The sequence below is a fragment of the Pseudomonas sp. H3_E04 genome (assembly GCF_054668915.1).
In genome coordinates this window covers 2816986-2838429 of the sequence record NZ_CP162797.1, presented here as the reverse complement: position 1 = coordinate 2838429, position 21444 = coordinate 2816986, and the positions used below count along the sequence as shown (strand labels likewise).

Annotated in this window: 17 protein-coding genes, 4 tRNA genes and 1 riboswitch; of the genes, 15 read left to right on the top strand and 6 right to left on the bottom strand. The window is 58.9% G+C overall.

Annotated elements, in window-relative coordinates:
* Positions 1 to 4: 4 nt before the first annotated feature.
* From astB to astE, 3 genes are read left to right on the top strand one after another with little or no spacing between them, the layout of a single operon-like run.
* On the top strand, positions 5 to 1351 hold the full coding sequence (gene astB / locus AB4N53_RS12735; RefSeq protein ID WP_236168357.1) for an N-succinylarginine dihydrolase: 1347 nt from the start codon (positions 5 to 7) through the stop codon (positions 1349 to 1351).
* Positions 1352 to 1407: 56 nt separating this feature from the next.
* A complete protein-coding gene (locus AB4N53_RS12730) occupies positions 1408 to 1698 on the top strand; it encodes a hypothetical protein (protein WP_016773591.1) in 291 nt (96 codons plus the stop codon).
* Between the two features lie 12 nt (positions 1699 to 1710).
* Positions 1711 to 2718 (top strand): succinylglutamate desuccinylase, encoded by a 1008-nt coding sequence (gene astE, locus AB4N53_RS12725; RefSeq protein ID WP_400557761.1) that lies wholly within the window; start codon positions 1711 to 1713, stop codon positions 2716 to 2718.
* A 132-nt stretch (positions 2719 to 2850) separates the two neighbouring features.
* Here astE and AB4N53_RS12720 read toward each other — a convergent pair whose 3' ends face one another.
* Positions 2851 to 3360 (bottom strand): 6,7-dimethyl-8-ribityllumazine synthase, encoded by a 510-nt coding sequence (locus AB4N53_RS12720; RefSeq protein ID WP_460120849.1) that lies wholly within the window; start codon positions 3358 to 3360, stop codon positions 2851 to 2853.
* Between the two features lie 103 nt (positions 3361 to 3463).
* Positions 3464 to 3635: riboswitch (FMN riboswitch) on the bottom strand.
* A 277-nt stretch (positions 3636 to 3912) separates the two neighbouring features.
* Between AB4N53_RS12720 and ltaE the strand changes: the two genes are divergently transcribed.
* The 7 genes from ltaE to AB4N53_RS12685 all read left to right on the top strand — a co-directional run bounded on the left by ltaE (position 3913) and on the right by AB4N53_RS12685 (position 9873).
* A complete protein-coding gene (ltaE, locus tag AB4N53_RS12715) occupies positions 3913 to 4917 on the top strand; it encodes a low-specificity L-threonine aldolase (RefSeq protein WP_460120847.1) in 1005 nt (334 codons plus the stop codon).
* A gap of 146 nt (positions 4918 to 5063) precedes the next feature.
* Positions 5064 to 7679 carry an alanine--tRNA ligase gene (gene alaS, locus AB4N53_RS12710; protein WP_056788068.1) on the top strand — a complete coding sequence of 872 codons (2616 nt, stop codon included), beginning with the start codon at positions 5064 to 5066 and terminating at the stop codon, positions 7677 to 7679.
* A gap of 90 nt (positions 7680 to 7769) precedes the next feature.
* Positions 7770 to 9011 carry an aspartate kinase gene (locus AB4N53_RS12705; protein WP_460120845.1) on the top strand — a complete coding sequence of 414 codons (1242 nt, stop codon included), beginning with the start codon at positions 7770 to 7772 and terminating at the stop codon, positions 9009 to 9011.
* A gap of 187 nt (positions 9012 to 9198) precedes the next feature.
* Positions 9199 to 9387 carry a carbon storage regulator CsrA gene (gene csrA, locus AB4N53_RS12700; protein ID WP_002554426.1) on the top strand — a complete coding sequence of 63 codons (189 nt, stop codon included), beginning with the start codon at positions 9199 to 9201 and terminating at the stop codon, positions 9385 to 9387.
* Positions 9388 to 9449: 62 nt separating this feature from the next.
* A tRNA-Ser gene (locus tag AB4N53_RS12695) sits at positions 9450 to 9540 on the top strand.
* 107 nt (positions 9541 to 9647) lie between these two features.
* Positions 9648 to 9724 (top strand) — tRNA-Arg (locus AB4N53_RS12690).
* 72 nt (positions 9725 to 9796) lie between these two features.
* A tRNA-Arg gene (locus AB4N53_RS12685) sits at positions 9797 to 9873 on the top strand.
* A 19-nt stretch (positions 9874 to 9892) separates the two neighbouring features.
* Here the strand turns inward: AB4N53_RS12685 and AB4N53_RS12680 are convergent.
* Entirely contained in the window at positions 9893 to 10405 is a 513-nt protein-coding gene (locus tag AB4N53_RS12680; protein WP_460138957.1) for a cell envelope protein SmpA, read from the bottom strand.
* A 321-nt stretch (positions 10406 to 10726) separates the two neighbouring features.
* Between AB4N53_RS12680 and mgtE the strand changes: the two genes are divergently transcribed.
* The gene (mgtE, locus tag AB4N53_RS12675; RefSeq protein ID WP_016773597.1) at positions 10727 to 12169 is read left to right on the top strand and encodes a magnesium transporter; all 1443 of its coding nucleotides are present in this window, start codon (positions 10727 to 10729) and stop codon (positions 12167 to 12169) included.
* Between the two features lie 115 nt (positions 12170 to 12284).
* Here the strand turns inward: mgtE and AB4N53_RS12670 are convergent, their stop codons facing one another.
* Positions 12285 to 12611: an Arc family DNA-binding protein gene (locus tag AB4N53_RS12670; RefSeq protein ID WP_003178899.1), complete on the bottom strand. Its 327-nt coding sequence runs from the start codon at positions 12609 to 12611 to the stop codon at positions 12285 to 12287.
* A gap of 388 nt (positions 12612 to 12999) precedes the next feature.
* Here AB4N53_RS12670 and phnN point away from each other — a divergent pair, with 388 nt between their 5' ends.
* On the top strand, positions 13000 to 13569 hold the full coding sequence (gene phnN, locus AB4N53_RS12665; protein ID WP_460120843.1) for a phosphonate metabolism protein/1,5-bisphosphokinase (PRPP-forming) PhnN: 570 nt from the start codon (positions 13000 to 13002) through the stop codon (positions 13567 to 13569).
* On the opposite strand, the gene AB4N53_RS12660 is transcribed toward phnN, so the two are convergent.
* On the bottom strand, positions 13544 to 13723 hold the full coding sequence (locus tag AB4N53_RS12660) for a PA3371 family protein (protein WP_016773599.1): 180 nt from the start codon (positions 13721 to 13723) through the stop codon (positions 13544 to 13546). The genes phnN and AB4N53_RS12660 overlap by 26 nt on opposite strands.
* Before the next feature lie 20 nt (positions 13724 to 13743).
* Positions 13744 to 13977 carry a hypothetical protein gene (locus tag AB4N53_RS12655; RefSeq protein ID WP_460120841.1) on the bottom strand — a complete coding sequence of 78 codons (234 nt, stop codon included), beginning with the start codon at positions 13975 to 13977 and terminating at the stop codon, positions 13744 to 13746.
* A 298-nt stretch (positions 13978 to 14275) separates the two neighbouring features.
* On the opposite strand from AB4N53_RS12655, the gene AB4N53_RS12650 reads away from it, so the two are divergent.
* Positions 14276 to 14352 (top strand) — tRNA-Arg (locus AB4N53_RS12650).
* A gap of 74 nt (positions 14353 to 14426) precedes the next feature.
* Here the strand turns inward: AB4N53_RS12650 and AB4N53_RS12645 are convergent.
* Positions 14427 to 18563, bottom strand: coding sequence for a CheR family methyltransferase (locus AB4N53_RS12645; protein WP_460125446.1), 4137 nt, complete (start codon positions 18561 to 18563; stop codon positions 14427 to 14429).
* 395 nt (positions 18564 to 18958) lie between these two features.
* Here AB4N53_RS12645 and AB4N53_RS12640 point away from each other — a divergent pair, with 395 nt between their 5' ends.
* Positions 18959 to 20563 (top strand): tetratricopeptide repeat-containing response regulator, encoded by a 1605-nt coding sequence (locus AB4N53_RS12640; protein WP_016773603.1) that lies wholly within the window; start codon positions 18959 to 18961, stop codon positions 20561 to 20563.
* The gene (locus tag AB4N53_RS12635) at positions 20560 to 21252 is read left to right on the top strand and encodes a sensor histidine kinase (RefSeq protein ID WP_016773604.1); all 693 of its coding nucleotides are present in this window, start codon (positions 20560 to 20562) and stop codon (positions 21250 to 21252) included. The genes AB4N53_RS12640 and AB4N53_RS12635 overlap by 4 nt, the downstream gene beginning before the upstream one ends.
* Positions 21253 to 21444 lie beyond the last annotated feature (192 nt).

The window sequence follows — 21444 nt, the reverse complement described above, 5'->3', positions numbered from 1 at the left end:
GCTGATGAAATCCTATGAAGTCAATTTTGACGGTCTAGTGGGGCCGACCCATAACTACGGTGGTCTGTCCTACGGCAACGTCGCCTCGCAGAGCAACAGTCAGCAATCCTCGAATCCGAAGGAAGCGGCGCTGCAAGGTCTGGCAAAGATGAAAGCGCTGATGGACATGGGCTTTCAGCAAGGCGTACTGGCTCCGCAGGAACGTCCTGATGTCGCCGCGCTGCGCCGCCTGGGCTTCAGTGGCACGGACGCGCAAGTGATCGAGCGCGCCGCCAAAGAAGCCATGCCGCTGCTGGTCGCCAGTTGCTCGGCGTCGAGCATGTGGGTGGCCAACGCCGCCACGGTCAGCCCGAGCGCCGACACCGCTGACGGCCGCGTGCACTTCACCGCCGCCAACCTCAATTGCAAATACCACCGCAGCATCGAACACCCGACCACCAGCCGCGTGCTCGGCGCGATGTTCGCCAATCAGCAGCACTTCGCCCATCACGCCGCTTTGCCGGCAGTGGCGCAGTTTGGCGACGAAGGCGCGGCCAACCACACGCGTTTCTGCCGTGAGTACGGTGAAGCGGGCGTCGAATTCTTCGTGTTCGGCCGCAGTGCATTCGACAACCGGTTTCCGGCGCCGCAGAAATACCCTGCACGCCAGACCCTCGAAGCCTCGCAAGCCGTCGCGCGTCTGCATGGTTTGCGTGACGAAGGCGTGGTTTACGCGCAGCAGAACCCCAACGTCATCGATCAGGGCGTGTTCCACAATGACGTGATCGCCGTGGGCAACGGTGAGGTGCTGTTCTATCACGAGGACGCCTTCCTCGAGACCGACAAGATGCTCGCCGAGCTGCAAGGCAAACTGGCCAAGGTCGGCGGTAACTTCCAGTCCGTGTGCGTGCCGCGTTCGGCGGTCACCGTGGATGACGCGGTGCGTTCCTACCTGTTCAACAGCCAGTTGCTGTCGCGTGCCGATGGTTCGATGCTGCTCATCGTGCCGCAGGAATGCCAGGCGAACGAACGTGTCTGGGCTTATCTGCAAAGCCTGACCAGCTCGGGTGGAATGATCCGCGAAGTGAAGGTCTTCGATCTCAAGCAAAGCATGCAGAACGGCGGTGGCCCGGCGTGTCTGCGTCTGCGCGTGGCGCTGAATGAAACCGAACTGGCGGCGGTCAATCCAGGGGTTATCATGACGGCCCCGTTGTACGGTTCGTTGACCGCATGGGTTGAAAAGCACTACCGCGACCGCCTGAGCGAAACCGATCTGGCGGATCCGCAGTTGCTGCTTGAATGCCGGACGGCACTGGATGAACTGACGCAAATCCTTAAACTGGGCGCGGTTTATCCCTTCCAGATCAATTGATCGTCGGCGCGCTGCCTGAACGTGGCGCGCGGCGTGTCACCCAAGAGAGTAAAAACATGAGCGATTCCCTGCAGCTGATCCTTGAAGACACCGACGGCACGCAACTGCAAACCTCGTGCACCCGCGTGGCGGTCATGTGGCAAGGCAAAGAGCTGTGGATTCAGCAGGACGGCCGTGGCCAGCTGCTGATCGGCGTGGACGTCGAGGAAGGTGACGAAGAGTACGCCAACCTGCTGTTGCGCCCATTGGCGACTAATCTGGTAAGTCTGCAACTGGAAATGGAACCGGCTGACCTCGGCGCTGACGAGGATCACGTACACGGCCCGGATTGCAACCACGACCACTAAGGAAACCGCTCTATGCTCGCCCTCGGCAAACTGCTTGAACTGACCCTCGCCGGCCGCGAACCGGCGGAGAAGACTCAACTGACTGTCGAAGGCGTGCGCATGCGCTGGTTGAGCGAAGGGGCGCTGGAAGTCCGGCCCCCGGAAGCGCGCGACAATGGCCTCGACCTGCTGCTCTCGGCAGGTATCCACGGCAACGAAACGGCACCGATCGAGTTGCTCGATCGGCTGCTGCACGACATCGCACGCGGCGATCTCAAGCCGCGCGCACGCATTCTGTTCCTGTTCGGCAACCCGGAAGCGATTCGCAAGGGTGAGCGTTTCGTCGAGCAGGACGTCAATCGGCTGTTCAACGGTCGCCACGAACAAAGCAGCGGCTCGGAAGCCTTGCGCGCCTGTGAGCTGGAACGCCTGGCGGCGAGTTTCTTCAGCAAGCCCGAGCGCCAGCGTCTGCACTACGACCTGCATACGGCAATTCGCGGTTCGAAGATCGAACAGTTCGCCTTGTACCCGTGGAAGGAAGGGCGCCAGCATTCCCGTCGCGAACTGGCGCGGCTGCGCGCTGCCGGCATGGAAGCAGTGCTGTTGCAGAACAAACCATCCATCGTGTTCAGCTCGTACACCTACGACAAGCTCGACGCCGAAGCTTTCACCCTGGAACTGGGCAAGGCGCGGCCGTTCGGGCAGAACGATGGCGTCAACGTCTCACTGCTGGAAACCCGCCTGAAGCAGATCATCGAAGGCACTGAGCCGGAGACAGAAGAAGGGCTGGACGGCTTGCAGCTGTTCAGCGTGGCGCGGGAAATCATCAAGCACAGCGATGCGTTCCGCCTGAATCTGCCGGCGGACATCGAGAACTTTTCCGAGCTGGAACCGGGTTATGTGCTGGCCGAAGACCTGGCCAATACCCGCTGGGTGATCGAAGAGCAGGGCGCACGAATCATCTTCCCCAACCCCAAGGTCAAGAACGGCCTGCGCGCCGGTATCCTGATCGTACCGGCCACCGACGAAAACCTCGGCTGATTTTCCGGTCAACACCAACCACTGTGGGAGCGGGCTTGCCCGCGAAGGCGGTCTAATCAGCACCTTATATGCTGACTGATACACCGTCTTCGCGAGCAAGCCCGCTCCCACATTTTCGTCCGGTGTCGTTCGTTACACCGTTACAGCGCGCGGCTCGGTACGGCGCAATGCGCGAATCTTCTGCAACGTATCGGCGCACGTCCGCGCTGCTTCCTGACCCTTGTGCACAAAGTGCTCGAAGAAGAACTTCTGGTGCTCCTCGCCCGAATGGAAGTGGTGCGGGGTCAGCGACACCGAGAACACCGGCACTTCGGTTTCCAGCTGCACCTGCATCAGGCCACTGACCACCGATTGCGCGACGAATTCGTGGCGATAAATGCCGCCGTCCACCACCAGAGCGGCGGCGACGATGCCGGCGTAACGGCCGGATTTGGCCAACAGCTTGGCGTGCAGCGGCATTTCAAAAGCGCCGCCGACTTCGAAGAAATCGATGTCCGATTCCTGATAACCCTGCACCAGCATTTCGGCGATGAAGCCTTTACGGCTCTGGTCGACGATTTCCTTGTGCCAGCAGGCCTGGATGAACGCGACGCGCTCGCCCTGTGGGTGTTTGCTTTTGCTGTCGATAGCGGTGGGTTGCATGTTCTGACTCCTGTTTGTGTGAAAAACAGGGCGTTATGAATCGAAAGGGATGCAAGGGTGCGAGCGCAGGCACGGATGCACGCGGACGGCCCTTTGGCGTCGATCCCGTTCTCTCTTCATCCGGACTATGACCGTCGGCCCCGGAATCACACCGGGTCTGCTGACCTTGCCGATGCCCCCGACTCAAGTCGTGTGCAACGCCAAGCGCTCGCGGGCTATGCGCATTGCGCGCAATTACCGCCGGTGGGGAATTGCACCCCGCCCTGAGAACGTTTGTGCCGCCCATAGGCGGGCGGCGGCAAGTTTGTAACACATATTTCCCGGCCATGCACATGACACTGTGGGAGCGAGCCTGCTCGCGAAAGCGGCTTCACATTCAACGAATATGCTGACTGTTACTCCGCTTTCGCGAGCAGGCTCGCTCCCACATGGGCTTTGTCTTCTCAAGGAAGAATGGGATTTTTCCTCGGTCAAGGGTTGATTAATCTGCGCGATGACCGCAGTAATCCCACTTCACAACGGGATTTCCCCTGCTGACCAGAGGCCAGGTTCATGAGCGTTATCGATCTTCGCAGCGACACCGTCACCCAACCGACTCCCGCCATGCTCGATGCGATGACCGCAGCGGACACCGGAGACGATGTGTACGGCGAAGACCCGACGGTCAATCGCCTCGAGGCCGAACTGGCCAAACGCCTGGGCTTTGCCGCCGCGCTGTTCGTGCCGACCGGAACCATGAGCAACCTGCTCGGCCTGATGGCGCACTGCGAGCGGGGCGACGAGTACATCGTCGGTCAACAGGCGCACACCTATAAGTACGAAGGTGGCGGGGCGGCGGTGCTTGGCTCGATTCAGCCGCAGCCGCTGGAAGTGCAGGCCGACGGTTCGCTGGATCTGGATCAGGTCGCCGCCGCGATCAAGCCGGACGATTTCCATTTCGCCCGCACGCGTTTGCTGGCGCTGGAAAACACCATGCAGGGCAAAGTCTTGCCGCTGGAATATCTGGCACGCGCCCGACGCTTTACGCAGGAGCACGGTTTGCAACTGCACCTCGATGGCGCGCGGTTGTACAACGCGGCGGTCAAGCTCGGCGTCGATGCCCGGGAGATCACCCAGCACTTCGATTCGGTGTCGGTGTGCCTGTCCAAAGGCCTTGGCGCGCCGGTCGGTTCGGTGCTGTGCGGCTCCGAGCAACTGATCGGCAAGGCGCGGCGTTTGCGCAAAATGGTCGGTGGCGGCATGCGTCAGGCCGGGTTGCTCGCGGCGGCTGGCTTGTACGCACTGGATCATCACGTCGAACGGCTGGCGGATGACCATGCCAACGCGCAGTTGCTCGCCGAGGGTCTGCGTGAGGCCGGTTTCGTTGTCGAACCCGTACAAACCAACATGGTTTATGTGCAAATGGGCGACAGAGCCCAAGCACTCAAGACCTTTGCCGGCGAACGCGGTATCAAGCTCAGCGCCGCTGCGCGGTTGCGCATGGTCACGCACATGGACGTCAGCCGCGCGCAAATCGAACAAGTGATCGCGACATTCGTCGAGTTTTCACGCAAGTGACAGCGTCAGCCGTCCAATTGACCGTTTCTATCGTATAAACACGCTGTACCCCGCGCGCAGGGCCGATATAATGCGGCCCTTTGCCGTCGTTTCGTCTCATGACGTTTCGAACAGGCCTTTGGCCGCAGCCTCCGTGGAAGAACCTAATGAAAAGCGCAGAAATCCGTGAAGCCTTCCTTCGCTTCTTCGAAGAGCAAGGCCACACCCGTGTAGCCTCCAGCTCTTTGATTCCGGGCAACGACCCAACCCTGCTGTTCACCAACGCGGGGATGAACCAGTTCAAGGACTGCTTCCTGGGCCAGGAAAAACGTGCGTACACCCGTGCCACCAGCAGCCAGAAATGCGTGCGCGCCGGCGGCAAGAACAGTGACCTGGAAAACGTCGGTTATACCGCGCGTCACCACACGTTCTTCGAAATGCTCGGCAACTTCAGCTTCGGCGACTACTTCAAGCACGACGCGATCACCTTTGCCTGGACCTTCCTCACCGGCGTGCTCAAGCTGCCGAAGGAAAAACTCTGGGTCACTGTCTACGCCACCGACGACGAAGCGTATGACATCTGGACACAGAAAATCGGTGTGCCGGCCGAGCGCATGATCCGCATCGGCGACAACAAGGGCGCTCCGTACGCTTCCGATAACTTCTGGACCATGGGCGATACCGGCCCGTGCGGCCCGTGCACCGAGATTTTCTACGATCACGGCGAGCACATCTGGGGCGGCCCGCCGGGCTCGCCGGAAGAAGATGGCGACCGCTACATCGAAATCTGGAACAACGTGTTCATGCAGTTCAACCGGACCGCCGATGGCGTGTTGCATCCGTTGCCAGCGCCGTCGGTGGACACCGGCATGGGCCTGGAGCGGATCAGTGCGGTGATGCAGCACGTCAACTCCAACTACGACATCGACCTGTTCAAGAACCTGCTCAAGGCTTCGGCTGAAGCGATCGGCTGCGAAAACGGCGATCAGTCGTCGCTCAAGGTCGTCTCCGACCACATTCGTTCGTGCGGTTTCCTGATTGCCGACGGCGTGCTGCCGTCCAACGAAGGTCGCGGTTACGTGCTGCGCCGGATCATCCGTCGCGCCTGCCGTCACGGCAACAAGCTCGGCGCCACCGGCAGCTTCTTCTACAAGATCGTCGCGGCACTGGTCGCCGAAATGGGCGAAGCCTTCCCGGAACTGAAGAAGCAGCAAAGCAACATCGAGCGCGTGCTCAAGGCTGAAGAAGAGCAGTTCTCCAAGACCCTGGAGCACGGCTTGAAAATCCTCGAGCAGGATCTGGCCGAACTCAAAGGCACCGTGGTGCCGGGCGACGTGGTGTTCAAACTCTACGACACCTACGGTTTCCCGATGGACCTCACCGCCGACATCGCCCGCGAACGCGGCCTGACCGTCGACGAAGCCGGCTTCGAGCGCGAGATGGAAGCGCAGCGTGTGCGCGCGCGTTCGGCCAGCTCGTTCGGTCTGGACTACAACACCCTGGTCAAGGTTGATGTGGCCACCGAGTTCACCGGTTACGCCGCCACCAGCGGCTCGGCGAAAATCGTTGCCATCTATAAGGATGGTCAATCGGTCGACGTGCTCAGCGAAGGCCAGGAAGGCGTGATCGTGCTTAACCAGACGCCGTTCTACGCCGAGTCCGGTGGCCAGATCGGCGACTGCGGTTTCATTCAGGCCGGCAGCAGCCGCTTCGACGTGCGCGACACCACCAAGACCGGCGGCGCATTCCTGCACCACGGTGTGCTGGCCTCGGGCAGCCTGACCATTGGCGCACCGGTGGAAACCCACGTCGACGCCGAAGTGCGTCACGCCACCGCGCTGAACCACTCGGCTACGCACTTGCTGCACGCCGCGCTGCGTCAGGTGCTCGGTGAGCATGTGCAGCAGAAAGGTTCGTTGGTCGACAGTCAGCGCCTGCGTTTCGACTTCAGCCACTTCGAAGCGATCAAGCCAGAACAAATCAAGCAGCTGGAAGACATCGTCAACGCCGAGATTCGCAAGAACTCCGCCGTTGAAACCGAAGAAACCGACATCGAAACCGCGAAGAACAAAGGCGCCATGGCGCTGTTCGGCGAGAAGTACGGCGACAGCGTGCGCGTGCTGAGCATGGGCGACTTCTCGGTTGAATTGTGCGGCGGTATCCACGCCAACCGTACCGGCGACATCGGCCTGCTGAAAATCATCAGCGAAGGCGGTGTGGCATCGGGCGTGCGTCGTATCGAGGCGGTCACTGGTGCTGCGGCGCTGGCCTACTTGAACGCGGCAGAAGAACAACTCAAGGAAGCGGCCAGCCTGGTCAAGGGCAGCCGCGACAACCTGATCGACAAGCTCTCGGCGGTACTGGAGCGCAACCGTCTGCTGGAGAAACAACTCGAGCAGTTGCAGGCCAAGGCAGCCAGCGCAGCGGGCGACGATCTGTCGGCCTCGGCGGTGGACGTCAAGGATGTGAAGGTGCTGGCCGCCCGTCTGGACGGTCAGGATGGCAAGGCGCTGCTGGCGCTGGTCGATCAGCTGAAAAACAAACTCGGCCGCGCAGTGATCCTGCTCGGCGGTGTCCATGAGGAAAAGGTCGTACTGGTTGCAGGCGTAACCAAGGACCTGACTGGCCAACTCAAAGCCGGTGATTTGATGAAACAGGCTGCTGCGGCAGTGGGCGGGAAGGGCGGTGGTCGTCCGGACATGGCGCAGGGCGGTGGTGTCGATGCCGCTGCGCTGGATGGCGCACTCGCGCTGACCGTTCCATTCGTCGAGCAGGCTTTATAAGACGGCTCGCCGGGCCCACAGTCTAGTGGCGGGCCCGGCGACTGTTCGAAAGATTATTGGGCGCCCTTCATGGGCAGAGGCGGCTTTGAAATGGCTTTGATCGTACAGAAATTTGGAGGCACCTCGGTCGGCACTGTCGAGAGAATCGAGCAGGTCGCCGACAAGGTTAAGAAATTCCGCGATGCCGGCGATGACCTGGTGGTTGTGCTGTCTGCAATGAGCGGCGAAACCAACCGTCTGATCGATCTGGCCAAGCAAATCAGTGGCGAGGCGCAACCGGTTCCGCGCGAGCTGGACGTGATCGTGTCGACCGGTGAGCAGGTGACGATTGCCTTGTTGGCTATGGCGCTGATCAAGCGCGGTGTGCCGGCGGTGTCGTACACCGGTAATCAGGTGCGGATCCTGACTGACAGTGCGCACAATAAAGCGCGTATCTTGCAGATTGATGACCAGAAGATTCGCGGTGATCTGAAGGCTGGTCGCGTGGTGGTTGTCGCCGGTTTCCAGGGTGTCGACGAGCACGGCAACATCACCACCCTCGGTCGCGGCGGTTCCGATACCACGGGCGTGGCCCTGGCAGCTGCCTTGAAGGCCGATGAATGCCAGATCTACACCGACGTCGACGGTGTCTACACCACCGACCCGCGTGTGGTGCCGGTCGCTCAGCGTCTGGACAAGATCACCTTCGAAGAGATGCTGGAAATGGCCAGCCTTGGTTCCAAGGTGCTGCAGATCCGTGCGGTGGAATTCGCCGGCAAGTACAACGTTCCGCTGCGCGTACTGCACAGCTTCAGGGAGGGTCCGGGCACCCTCATTACTATTGATGAAGAGGAAACCATGGAACAGCCGATCATTTCCGGCATCGCTTTCAACCGCGATGAAGCCAAGCTGACCATCCGTGGCGTGCCAGACACCCCGGGCGTGGCGTTCAAGATTCTCGGCCCGATCAGTGCCGCGAACATCGAAGTCGACATGATCGTGCAGAACGTCGCGCACGATAACACCACCGACTTCACCTTCACGGTGCACCGCAACGACTATCAGGCCGCACAGACCGTGCTGGAAAACACCGCTCGCGAGATCGGTGCCCGTGAAGTGGTTGGCGATACCAAGATTGCCAAGGTCTCGATCGTCGGCGTCGGCATGCGTTCCCACGCGGGCGTGGCCAGTCGCATGTTCGAATCCCTGGCCAAGGAAAGCATCAACATCCAGATGATCTCGACTTCGGAAATCAAGGTTTCCGTAGTGATCGAAGAGAAATACCTGGAACTGGCCGTGCGCGCGCTGCACACGGCTTTCGAACTGGATGCTCCGGCCCGTCAGGGCGAGTAATCCGCTTCTGTGAAGGGCGCGGTCTGACCGCGCCCTTTATTTTTGAATGGCGCGAGCCCCGGAACTGTTCTTTTGCTCGCGCTGGTCAATACTCAGGCATGTAGGGCTACGATCGCTGCGGTTGTAGGTCGGGTGCCTTTTTTTTGCAGACTGTTGTCCCTGAAATGAATGGCGTAAGGAGAAAGGTATGCTGATTCTGACTCGTCGGTGCGCGGAAAGCCTGATTATCGGTGACGGCGAAATCACCGTGACCGTGCTCGGCGTCAAAGGAAACCAGGTGCGTATCGGCGTCAACGCTCCGAAAGAGGTTGCGGTGCACCGTGAGGAAATTTACCTGCGTATAAAGAAAGAGAAGGACGAAGAACCAAGCCATTAATTTTTATCGATTTTTATGTTTGCAAACGGGGAAGAAGCTGGTTAATATACGCCCCGTGTTGCGGAGAGCTGGCCGAGTGGCCGAAGGCGCTCCCCTGCTAAGGGAGTACACCTCAAAAGGGTGTCGGGGGTTCGAATCCCCCGTTCTCCGCCATTATTTGCTTAGTACGTCGTAATCTGGCTTTTTCTGTAAGTTGTTGAAAATACTAGAAAAAGTGTTTGACATAGAGATTAGACGGCCTATAATGCGCGGCAACAAATGCACTCGTAGCTCAGCTGGATAGAGTACTCGGCTACGAACCGAGCGGTCACAGGTTCGAATCCTGTCGAGTGCACCATTTAAGAGTTATTTGCTGTAAGGTGAGTAACTCGGTTTCAGCCAGTTGTGGTCTGGTCTAAAAACACAAAATGCACTCGTAGCTCAGCTGGATAGAGTACTCGGCTACGAACCGAGCGGTCACAGGTTCGAATCCTGTCGAGTGCACCATATACCAAGAAGCCCGCGTTTAACGCGGGCTTTTTGCTGTCCGGGATTTGGCTTTTCCCTTCACGCAGCCTCTTTCATCAAAATCAATTTGAGCACTGCGGCCTCGCTTGAGGTCGTAACGATAGCTCGTGGTCGACGTGCGCGTGTTGACCTTGTCCGGCTTGCCCAGTGCGCTTTCGACATCACGCTGGCTCATGCCGGCAATCACCCGCCGGTTGATGATTGCTTCGCGCCGCTGCCTGTTGTCGATCAGGTTTCCACATTGGTGTTCGGCGCCGCCGACGATACCCGGTTCGCGCCCCGTGTCATTCAGGCCTGTCACAGCTTCGTGGTTGGACTCCGGCATGATTGCCACCCAGCCGGGAGAATAGGGATGAACCTCCTGAATCGAAAACTGTTCGCCGGCTGCGCAGCTCATCGATGTAAAGGTGATTGCGCCGTCAGTGGCCTCGCAGCGATGAAGCGTGGCGGCTTTGGAGGGGATGACAGGGAGCAGGGCGGTCAGTAGAAAAAGCGCGGGTTTTGATGGCATTCGATGTCCTCCTTGACGATCTACGCTCAAGGGTAGTCGCTGCTTTTTGCATTGCCGGTGTGTTTTCTTTTCAAGATGAGTCGTCGCATTTGCACGGATCACGCAAGCGCTCAGGTATGTTTCGCAAGCGCTTGTTTCAGCCGTGATTTTTTCAACGTTTTAAACCGTCAGGCGTGTATCATTGCGCCCGTCAGCCCCGCCGGGGCTTATGGAAAACCTCCATGGACTTACCCAGTAGTTGTTCAGTAAACCGTTTCACCAATCATGAATTGACTGATTGATCCTTCCGGCGTGCCCCGCTGCTGGGAGTGGAGTTCGCCTATGTCCGAAATCGAAGTAAAGAAAACACAGGAAAGCCTGCAGGACCGCTTGGCTCAGGTCGTCGAGTTGCTGCAGCGCCAGCGTGTCGTTGAAGACCTGACTCATCGCCAGGAAGGTCCGCACCACGACCGTGTGGAAAACCTGGTTCACCGGCAAAATCTCGTCGAGCTGCAACGCAAGCTCGATGACCTGCACTCCGCCGACGTCGCCTACATCCTCGAAGCCTTGCCGCTGGACGATCGTCTGACGCTCTGGCAACTGGTCAAGGCCGATCGCGACGGCGACATTCTTCTCGAAGTATCCGATTCCGTCCGAGAAACGCTGATCGCCGACATGGACGATCACGAGCTCCTGGCTGCGGCCAAGGACATGGACGCCGACGAACTCGCTGACCTGGCCTCCGAGCTGCCGCGAGACGTTGTCCATGAGCTGATGGAGAGTCTGGATAACCAGCAGCGCGAACGCGTGCGCTCGGCTCTGTCCTACGACGAAGATCAGGTCGGTGCGCTGATGGACTTCGAGATGGTGACGATCCGTGAGGACGTCAGCCTTGAAGTGGTTCTGCGCTATCTGCGTCGCCTCAAAGAGCTTCCTGGTCATACCGACAAACTGTTCGTGGTCGATTACGACGGCGTGCTCAAAGGCGTGCTGCCGATCAAGCGGCTGCTGGTCAACGATCCGGAAAAACAGGTGGCCGAAGTGATGGCCAGCGATCCGGTGAGCTTCCACCCGGATGAAGACGCTTACGACGCCGCTCAGGCATTCGAGCGATACGACTTGATTTCCGCCCCGGTGGTCGATAAGAACGGCAAGCTGATCGGTCGTCTGACCATCGACGAAATGGTCGACCTGATTCGTGAGGAAAGCGAAAGCGAAGTCCTCAACATGGCCGGTCTGCGCGAAGAGGAAGATATCTTCGCCTCGGTGTGGAAGTCCCTGCGCAACCGTTGGGCGTGGCTGGCGGTGAACCTGATCACTGCATTTGTGGCATCGCGGGTGATCGGTCTGTTCGAAGGTTCGATCGAGAAATTGGTGGCACTGGCGGCGCTCATGCCGATCGTCGCAGGTATCGGCGGCAACTCCGGTAACCAGACCATCACCATGATCGTGCGCGCCATGGCGCTGGATCAGGTCAGCACCGGCAACACCTCGCGCTTGATGCGCAAAGAGCTGGCGGTCGGTTTGATCAACGGTCTGGTCTGGGGCGGGGTGATCGGTGTGGTCGCTTACATGCTCTACGGCAGTTGGTCGCTCGGCGTGGTGATGACGGCAGCGATGACGCTCAATCTGTTGCTGGCGGCGTTGATGGGCGTGTTGATCCCGATGACGCTGGCCAAAATGGGCCGCGATCCGGCGATGGGCGCCAGTGTGATGATCACGGCAATGACCGACAGCGGGGGGTTCTTCATCTTCCTCGGGCTGGCGACCATCTTCCTGCTCTGATCTGTAGTGAATGAAAAGCCCGTCAAATCGACGGGCTTTTTTACGCCTGCGAAATCTCAAAACCGAGGCAAAAAAAAGCCAGCAATCAAGCTGGCTTTAATGTGTTCGGTATCACTCAGGACGCGTCTGCGGCCATCTCGGCGTCATGGGCGATCAGCGACACCAGGGCGTTTTGCTGACGGTGCGACAGCTGACGGAAGCGTTGCAGCAGCTCGCGCTCGTGCAGCGACAGCTCAGGGCTGTCCAGGCGCATGCTCAGCTCTTCGCCCAGTGCGCCTTCCTGAATAAGACTCTGCTCAAGGCGCGCAATGATCTCGGAGTTCATGCTGCGATGATGATTGCGAGCCACCTCGGCAATGCGTTCACGCATTCCGTCTGGCAGACGTACGACAAACTTGTCAGCCGTACGGCTGGAATAAATTGCCTGTTTCAATGGGCGCATATATTTAACCGGTTAGTTCAGGGGAGCGGTTCTCGGGATTGGCCGCAGGATGTGTGGTAGGACAAGCATCCGGACCAATTGGTTCAACCTGAATTGTTAAGAGGCCGGCATCATGCCTCAAAATTGCCAGATCATTGGCGTCAATTCTGTGACAAATATTGAGCCGGGTAAAGGCGTAATGCCAGCACCAGTTGTCAGAAATGCGGACTGGTTGGAAAACTTTCCATCCTTGCGTATCACCGCCCGATTTTGAATGCACATTCGTTGATGTCCGCAGACCTCGGAACGTGCATGCTATGCGGCTCGCTATTCTTGATCCCTATGTGTACACGATAGTGGCAATTTGCCGATTTACTAGAGGCAGCACCCGTCGGAGGGCGTTTTCAGGATGGATGGCAAGCTTTTTTACCTGATGGGACCGTCCGGCTCGGGCAAGGACAGCCTGATCGAAGCATCGCGTGAGCCACTGCGGGGGTTGAACTGTGAAGTGATGCGTCGGGTGATTACCCGATCGACGGAGTCCGTCGGCGAAGATGCAATTGGCGTGACGCCTGAAGAGTTCGGCCGGCGACAACAGGCCGGGGCGTTTGCCTTGGCCTGGCAAGCCAACGGTCTTTCATACGGCATTCCAAGGGAAATGGACGAACGGTTGCAAGCGGGCCGGCATGTGCTGGTTAACGGGTCGAGAGCGAACCTGCGTCAAGCGCTGGAGAAGTATCCAGCGCTGGTGCCGATTCTGCTGACAGTCAACGATGAGGTCTTGCGTGCGCGCCTGCTCAGACGTGGCCGGGAAACTCCTGAGCAGATCGATGCGAGGCTGGGTCGCAATGCGCTGTTCAAAGACCGAAGATCCAGCGACAGCCCCGTTCATCAGATCGACAATTCCGGTGACCTTGCTGTCGCGGTCTCTTCGTTACTGGAATTGATTCGGCTCAACGCAGAACCGGATCGAACTTGATCTTGCGCCCCGCAATCAGCGCCAACACAAACAGCACCGCAAACACGCCACAGCCAACCAGAGGCAAGGTGACTTCCGTCTCCTCGAACAGCGCCAGGTGGGTAACGCCACTCAGTAAAGCGAGGATCAGAAACCCGGTCGCCGATTTGGACATGTTGTACTCCTGAATATATTTCAAAAAACCAGACGTTCGGTGGCTGGCGCCGAGGCTTGCTCAGGTTCGCTGACCATTTGCGGAGAAGCGTCGCTGCGTTCACTCAAAACTGCCCATTGCGGCGCTTTCTGCACTTGCAGGTAATGCGGCATGCGCTGCGCTACCGGCTGCTCGACGTCAGCCTTGGGGAAAAAGTGCGATCCGAGCAAGAAAGCCAAAGCCGCTGCGTTTGCAAGCAAGAGGGTGCTGTTCATGGCACGACGCTCCAAATTGTTCTTTTTGATAGAACAGGCATAGCAGTCGCCGTGCCAACAGTGTAACGGCTGATAAGTCCTTTAAAAACAATGGTTTGGTAGGTTTTTTGGCGCGACACTGATTGCAATCTGCAATGACTGCATTTTCGCGCAGTGCAATTTGCCCGGTAAAAGTTCCCGCAATCTTCCAGGGCGCTTGCCTACACTTAAAAAGCCCTACGGACGACATGACAAAACAGGGGCTGGCCGTTAACATGCACGCCGTCTGTCGCGCCGCGTCCAGCGCGCGTCAATCAGTGTCTCAGTAGCTCAATTGGATAGAGCATCCCCCTCCTAAGGGGAAGGTTGCAGGTTCGAACCCCGCCTGGGACACCACTTCTTCAAAAACGAAAAGCCCCGCCTCACTTAATCGTGTGGCGGGGCTTTTTGCGTTGTAGCGCTGGCGAGCTCTACAGCAACTCCGAGCGGCGCAATGCCTCGATGGTTTCAATCAGGTCGTCGTACGCCACCGGTTTACCCAGATGCTGATCGAACCCGGCTTCACGGGACTTCTGCATGTCGCTCTGAGTGCCATAACCGGTGAGGGCGATCGCCGGTACGTTTTTCGCCAGCGGCAGCTTGCGCAGTGCAGCCATCAGTTCATAGCCGGTCATGACCGGCATGCCGAGGTCGGAGATGATCAGATCGTAGCGCGTGTTCTCAGCGTCTTTCAGCGCTGCTACGGGATGGTCGAAGGCCGTCACTTCGGCATCTTCCATTTCCAGGAGCATTTTCAAGGTCTCCAGCACTTCCGGCGAGTCGTCGACCAGCAGGATGCTCAAGCCATCGAGCTTGCCGGAGGCCGGTTCAATCTCGGCTGCTGCAGCGGTTTCTTCGACATCAGTCGACAGTGGCAGGCGAACGGTAAAGGTACAACCGGCGCCCAGCCCCGGCGAAGCAACCTTGACCGTGCCGTGCTGGGCTTCGGTCAGTTGTCGCACCAGTGACAGGCCGATGCCCAAGCCTTCACGTTGATGGTTGGTGTGCTGTTTTTCCGCCTGGCCGAACAGGTCGAAGACGTGTTCTAGGTTCTCGGCAGCGATACCGACGCCGTTATCCTTGACGTCCAATTGCGCCGTTTTCCCGCTCTTACTGGCGATCAGCTCGATGCGGCCGCTCGGTGGTGTGAACTTCAAGGCATTGTTGACCAGATTCCAGATGATCTGCTCGACCCGGGTCGGGTCGGCATGAATGATCAACGGTACTTCAGGCAATTGCAGGTCGATGCGCGTGGCGTGCTGCTCATTGAGCACTACCGTGTGGATGTCACGCAGAACGGCGCTCAGATCGACACGCGCCAATTGCAGTTTGAGCTTGCCGGTGCGCACCCGTGCTACATCAAGCAGGTCGTCGATGATCCGCGCCTGGCTGTTCACGGCATCGCAAATGGTGTTGACCGCTTTGGTCGCCGGTCCGGCGGTGCGGATCATTGGCAAACGGCGCAACAGTTCGGCGTTGAGCTGGATCAGGTTGAGCGGGTGCTTGAGCTCGTGAGACATGACCGCGAAGAACTCGTCACGCAGGGACACCGTATTGCGCGTCTGCGCCAGTTCCTGGGACTGTTGGTCCTGCTGGCGCTTGTGTCCGGTCAGATCGCGGGCGATTTTTACATAGCCCTGCAAGCGGTCGCCGCTGAGCCGGGTGACCTCGCCGCTGCAGAAGAAACGGCTGCCATCCTTGCGCACATGCCAGCGCTCATCCTCCGAGCGGCCGTGCTGGCGGGCGGTGGATAGTTCACTTTCAGCCATGCCGGCAGCCCGATCTTCGGCTGTGAAGATGAAGTCGTAGTACTGACCTTCGGCCTCGTTTTTGCTGTGGCCAAAGATCAGTTCGGCGCCTTTGTTCCAACTGGTGATCAGGCCCATCTCGTCGAGGATGATAATCGCATAATCACGCGTACTCTCAGCGACCAGACGCATGCGTTCTTCGCCCAGGCGCAGCTCTTCCTCGGCTTCGCGGCGCTTGCTGATGTCGATGAAGGTCAGCACCGTGCCGTCGATATGGTCTTCGCTGGAGCGATAGGGCAGCAAGCGGGCGATGTACCAGCGGTTATCGGTGCTGTTGACCTCGCGTTCGATCATGTTCAGCGATTCGAACACTTGCGCCGCATCCTCGGTCATCGCCGGGTAATTCAGGCGATGGGTGATGTCCAGCAGTGAACGGCCGGTGTCTACCGGCAGCATGCTGAAGATGTCGGTAGCGCGCGGCGTGAACCATTTGATGCGCATGCTGCGATCGACGAACACGGTAGCAATGTCGGTAGAAGCGATCAGATTGGTCAGATAATCGTTGATCTTGTCGGTTTCTTCGACTTTGGTCTTCAGCTCGTAGTTGACCGTCAACAGCTCTTCATTGATTGACTGCAACTCTTCCTTGCTGGTCTCGAGCTCTTCGGTGGCCGAGCGCAGTTCTTCGTTGATCGCCTGCATCTCCTCGTTGGAAGCCTTGAGCTCTTCGCTGGAGATTTCCGACTGTTCGATGGTGTCCTGCAAATGCAATTTGGTGCGTTGCAGCTCACGTTCGAGGTTGGAGAGCACTTGGCTTTCAGTCTGCAGCACCGTGGTCAGCGCCTGCTCGTGCGCGTCGATCTCCGTTTCTTCGAAGGTCACCAGCACGCACTCGCTGTCGAAGTCGTCGTCCTTGTACGGCTGCGCAATCAGCGTGATGCGGTACTGACGCTCCTCGCGCTTGAGCAGCACCTCACGCGAGCGCACGGTGAGGTTGCTTTGCTGCACCTGGAACAGCGTCGTGCGGATTTCCAGGCGCAACTCCGGCAGGATCAGCGTCAGCAAGTTGCGTGACAGCTCGCCGCCGACATGCCGCAGGAAGCGCCCGGCGGATTCGCTCATGTGAAGGATATCGGCATTGGTGTCGACGATGATGCTCGGCGGGGCGAAGCGTTCTATGGCGCGGCGGTGGATATCGGCAAACGACAGTTTGACGGGCTCGATGGCTTTCGATGGCGGTCGGGAAACGCTGGTGCGCATATAACCGCCACGCGGCATGGTCGGGGTGCGGCGGCTGTTCGCGGTACCGGTCTTGGCGCGGAAGATGCGGTTGCGCTTGTCCACGGGCGCGAACAGTTCATGGCAGGCATCGGCGCTTTCCGAGGTGCCGAGAAACAGGAAACCACCCGGTCGCAGGGCGAAGTGGAACATCTGCAGGATTTCCCGCTGCACCTCGCGATCCAGGTAAATCAGCAGATTGCGGCAAACGATCAGGTCGATCTGCGAGAACGGCGGATCGGACAACAGGCTGTGCTTGGCGAACAGCACTTTCTCGCGGATTTCCTTGCGAATCCGGTAGTGGTCATCGTCTTTGACGAAATAATGCCGAAGGCGTGTTGGCGGTACGTCGGTGACGATGGCTTGCGGATAGGTGCCGGCGCGGCCAGTGGTGATCGCGCGTTCGTCGATATCGGTGGCGAACACTTGCAGGTTGGCCTTGCTGCTTTGTACCTGCATCTGATCATCGAGCAGGATCGCCAGGCTGTAGGCTTCCTCGCCGGTCGAGCAGCCGGCAGACCAGACGCGCAGTTCTTCTTTTTCCGACGAGTCGGCAACCGATTGCACCAGTTGCGGCAGCACATCGCGCTCAAGGGCTTCGAAGGCTTCGCGGTCACGGAAGAAGTTGGTCACGCCGATCAGCATGTCGCCGAGCAGGGCCTTGGATTCTTCCGGGGTGTTTTGCAGGTAGTCGTAATAGGCGCCGAGGTCAGACTGGCTGGTGACCTGCATGCGCCGCTCGATGCGGCGCAGCACGGTGGCGCGCTTGTAATGTTTGAAGTCATGGCCGGTGCTGCTGCGCAGGTACAACAGGATTTCATGCAGGCGTTGTTCGGCGATCGACGCCTCGTGTTCGTTTGCAGGCTTCAAGGCTTTCAAGTCGGGATCATTGGCGCTGGGTAATTTGATGTTCTGAGAGTTGCGCCACAGCTCCATCAGTTTCTGCGGCATCTCGACCACTGGCAGTATCAGATCGACCATGCGCGTCTCGATGGCGGCGCGCGGCATGCCGTCGAACTCGGCGTCTTCCGGCACTTGTACCAGCGTCACGCCACCCTGTTCCTTGATTCGCGACAAGCCCACCGCACCATCGGAACCGGTGCCTGAAAGCACCAGGCAAAAAGCCCGCTCGCGATGCACATCGGCCAGATCGCGGAAGAACAGGTCGATGGCAGTGTGGCGCGCTTGCGGTGAGCCAGCGGGGCTGACGCGCAGGTAACCGTCATTCATCGTCAGCGAGTGCGCCGGAGAAATCACGTACACGCAGTTCTTTTCGATAGGCACCGGCTGCGTCACTTGCAGCACCGGCATGCGCGTCGATTCCTGAATGATCTGGTCGGCGATGCTCTGGTGATCGGGCGACAGGTGCAGAATGATCACGAACGCCATGCCACTGTCCTTCGGCATATGCTCGAAAAACAGCTTGATCGCTTGCAGGCCGCCTGCTGAGGCGCCGATGCCCACCACCGGGAAATTCAAATGGCTGGGCGTCAGGTCCTTGCGTTCGGGCGCAGAGGGCGAGGCAGGGGGTTTCGAGGTCATCACTTCGGCCTTTTTTTGTGGCGGTACAAGCGTATCGCGGACGTCCGGGGGCGCAGGTAATTGAGCAGAATAAACCTCATTTGCGGATCTGCCTGCTCTTTTGAAGGACAAATGTGCTGCCTGTGTTTTTGACATCCGGTGATTGGCAACCGTGCCGATTAATTTTCCGGTGTGATGATCGGTGGTCGTTCGTCGTTAATTTCGATCCTCGGACGCTTCGACAATCTCAACGAAGAATCTTGAGCACCACCCTCAGGCCCGGGCATTTTTGGCCGATAACCCGAACGGTGAGTTCAGACTCCAGCGAAATCGCTTGATGGCGCATGGCCTCCAGCTATCATCTGCGCGCCTGAAATCGCCTCGGTTCGTTTTCTTCAATTGCCTGGAAATCCTCGATGTCGTCGTATCACCAAAAAAGCTTTCTGATCGTCGATGATTTTTCCGATTTCCGCAGTTCCGTGCGTTCGATGTTGCGTGAGCTCGGCGTCAAGGATGTCGATACTGCCGACACTGGCGAGCAGGCGCTGAAGATGTGTTCGCAGAAGTCCTACGATTTCATTCTTCAGGACTTCCACCTCGGCGACGGCAAGAAGAACGGTCAGCAGGTGCTTGAGGACCTGATGTCGGAAAAGCTCATCAGCCACGAAGCCGTTTTCGTCATGGTCACCGCCGAAACCAGTCAGGCGATGGTGCTCAGTGCGCTGGAGCATGAGCCGGATGCGTACCTGACCAAGCCGTTCAACCGTTCCGGACTAGCCCAGCGTCTTGAGCGTCTGGAGCAACGCAAGACGTTGCTCAAACCGATTCTGCAGGCCCTCGATCGCGGTAAGCCGGTCGAGGTACTCAATGCCTGTATCGCCCTGTGCAAGCAGGACATCCGCTATTCGCCGTTGTGCCTGCGTTACCGCGCCGATGCGCTGCGCGACATGAATCAGAACGAAGCGCTGGAGCGACTCTACGACGGCATCATTGCCGACCGTCCGTTGCCGTGGGCCTTCGCTGGATTGGGCAAGTTGCTGTTCAAACGCGGGCAGGTCTCGCAGGCCAAAGAGGTCTATGAAAAGGCCTTGAAAGTGTTCCCGATGATGCCGGCGCTGTATGACGGCATGGCCGATGTGCTGGTGGCCGAAGGCGACAGCAAAGGCGCGCAGCGGGTGCTGGAAGAAGCGATTCGTCTGTCGCCGCTGGCGGTGCGCCGTCAGGCTTTGCTCGGCAAACTGGCGATGGCCAACGAAGATTTCGAAACCGCCTCGCGTGCTTATCGTCAGGCCGTGGCGCAGGGCGCGCAGTCGCGTTTCAAGGACCCGGAAAGCAATCTCGGCCTGGCGCACGCGCTGATCAGCAAGGGCAGCGATCGCGGCCTCGACACGCGCACGCGGCTGGAGATCAACACTACGCTCAGTGCCGTGGCCAAGGAGAACCCGAGCGATCCCGGCCTGCAAATCCGTGCGCGACTGATGAAAGCCACCAGCCTGCTGCTTAACGACGCTGAAACCGCCGATAAGCTCACCGAACAAGCACTGATGCGCCTCGATGGCATGGAGCAATTCATGAGCCCCGAGGCGGCATTGCTGGTGGCCAAGCAGTTGCAGATGCTCGGTCAGGCCGAGGCGGGCACTTCGATGCTCAAGAGCTGCGCGGAGATTTACGGTGATGACCCGGCCGTGATGAAAGACATTGCCAAGCTCACCGACGATCCGACGATTCTCAGTTCGAGTAACGCTGCGGCCGATCTCAACCGCCAGGGCGTGCGCGTATACAAGACCGGCAATCTGGTCGAGGCCCGCGAGGTGTTTCGCAAGGCGCTCAAGCTGCAACCGAAAAACATCAGTATTGCGCTGAACCTGGCCCAGTCGCTGCTGCACGGCACCGACACCAGTGTGCCGTCGGCGGAGCTGGAAGAATGTCGGGCCTGCCTGAAACTGGTGGGCCTGATGCCCGACACCGACGCGCGGTTTGCGCGTTATCAGAAGCTGAAAAGCAAGGCGTTTGGCGAATGAACCCAATTGATCCGGCGCTGGATTTTTCCACGGTGATTGCCTCCACCGTTCACGACATGAAGAACTCCCTGGCCATGCTGATGCAGGCGCACAGCCAGTGGCTCGCACGTTTGCCGAAAGAGCTGCGCGACGGCTCGGAGCAGGGCGTGATCGATTTCGAGTTCGCCCACCTCAACGGCATGCTCGTGCAGTTGCTCGGGCTGTACAAACTCGGCGTCAACCAGTTGCCGCTGCAGCCGGCGTATCACGAACTCGACGATTTCATCGAGGCGCAACTGGCCGCGCATCAGGAAGTGTTCGCCAGTCGCGGCATCATCGCCACTTATGAAGTCGACCCGTTGAGCCCGCTGGGTTTCTTTGATCGCGAGCTGATCGCTTCGGTGCTCGGCAACTGCATCAACAATGCGATCCGTTACGCCCGCGAGTCGCTGCTGATTACCGTCAGCGATGAAGCCGGGCAATTGGTGCTGAGCATCAATGACGATGGCGACGGCTATCCGGCAGAGATGCTCGAGCGTCAGGCCGATTATGTCCAGGGCATCAATCACAGCAGCGGCAGCACCGGGCTGGGTCTGTATTTCGCCAATCGCATCGCCGCGCTGCACCAGCGCAACGGCGTGGAAGGGCGCACCGAAATCAGCAATGGCGGGCCGTTGGGTGGTGGAGTGTTCAGTCTCTATCTGCCATGAGGTCTGGTGTAGGAGCTGCCGAAGGCTGCGATCTTTTGATTTTAAAAAGCAAGATCAAAAGATCGCAGCCTCGTTGCACTCGTCAGCTCCTACGCAGCTCCTACGGGTTCTGCAGGATCGGGATTTTTGTGGGCGCTGCTTGATATTCCGAACAGCCGCAGCCTATTTTGTCCGGGTCGCCGTTCGCGGCTC

Coding starts and splice junctions, on each gene's coding strand:
- astB (WP_236168357.1), top strand. CDS start 5: ATGAAATCCTATGAAGTCAATTTTGACGGTCTAGTGGGGCCGACCCAT.
- AB4N53_RS12730 (WP_016773591.1), top strand. CDS start 1,408: ATGAGCGATTCCCTGCAGCTGATCCTTGAAGACACCGACGGCACGCAA.
- astE (WP_400557761.1), top strand. CDS start 1,711: ATGCTCGCCCTCGGCAAACTGCTTGAACTGACCCTCGCCGGCCGCGAA.
- AB4N53_RS12720 (WP_460120849.1), bottom strand. CDS start 3,360: ATGCAACCCACCGCTATCGACAGCAAAAGCAAACACCCACAGGGCGAG.
- ltaE (WP_460120847.1), top strand. CDS start 3,913: ATGAGCGTTATCGATCTTCGCAGCGACACCGTCACCCAACCGACTCCC.
- alaS (WP_056788068.1), top strand. CDS start 5,064: ATGAAAAGCGCAGAAATCCGTGAAGCCTTCCTTCGCTTCTTCGAAGAG.
- AB4N53_RS12705 (WP_460120845.1), top strand. CDS start 7,770: ATGGCTTTGATCGTACAGAAATTTGGAGGCACCTCGGTCGGCACTGTC.
- csrA (WP_002554426.1), top strand. CDS start 9,199: ATGCTGATTCTGACTCGTCGGTGCGCGGAAAGCCTGATTATCGGTGAC.
- AB4N53_RS12680 (WP_460138957.1), bottom strand. CDS start 10,405: ATGCCATCAAAACCCGCGCTTTTTCTACTGACCGCCCTGCTCCCTGTC.
- mgtE (WP_016773597.1), top strand. CDS start 10,727: ATGTCCGAAATCGAAGTAAAGAAAACACAGGAAAGCCTGCAGGACCGC.
- AB4N53_RS12670 (WP_003178899.1), bottom strand. CDS start 12,611: ATGCGCCCATTGAAACAGGCAATTTATTCCAGCCGTACGGCTGACAAG.
- phnN (WP_460120843.1), top strand. CDS start 13,000: ATGGATGGCAAGCTTTTTTACCTGATGGGACCGTCCGGCTCGGGCAAG.
- AB4N53_RS12660 (WP_016773599.1), bottom strand. CDS start 13,723: ATGTCCAAATCGGCGACCGGGTTTCTGATCCTCGCTTTACTGAGTGGC.
- AB4N53_RS12655 (WP_460120841.1), bottom strand. CDS start 13,977: ATGAACAGCACCCTCTTGCTTGCAAACGCAGCGGCTTTGGCTTTCTTG.
- AB4N53_RS12645 (WP_460125446.1), bottom strand. CDS start 18,563: ATGACCTCGAAACCCCCTGCCTCGCCCTCTGCGCCCGAACGCAAGGAC.
- AB4N53_RS12640 (WP_016773603.1), top strand. CDS start 18,959: ATGTCGTCGTATCACCAAAAAAGCTTTCTGATCGTCGATGATTTTTCC.
- AB4N53_RS12635 (WP_016773604.1), top strand. CDS start 20,560: ATGAACCCAATTGATCCGGCGCTGGATTTTTCCACGGTGATTGCCTCC.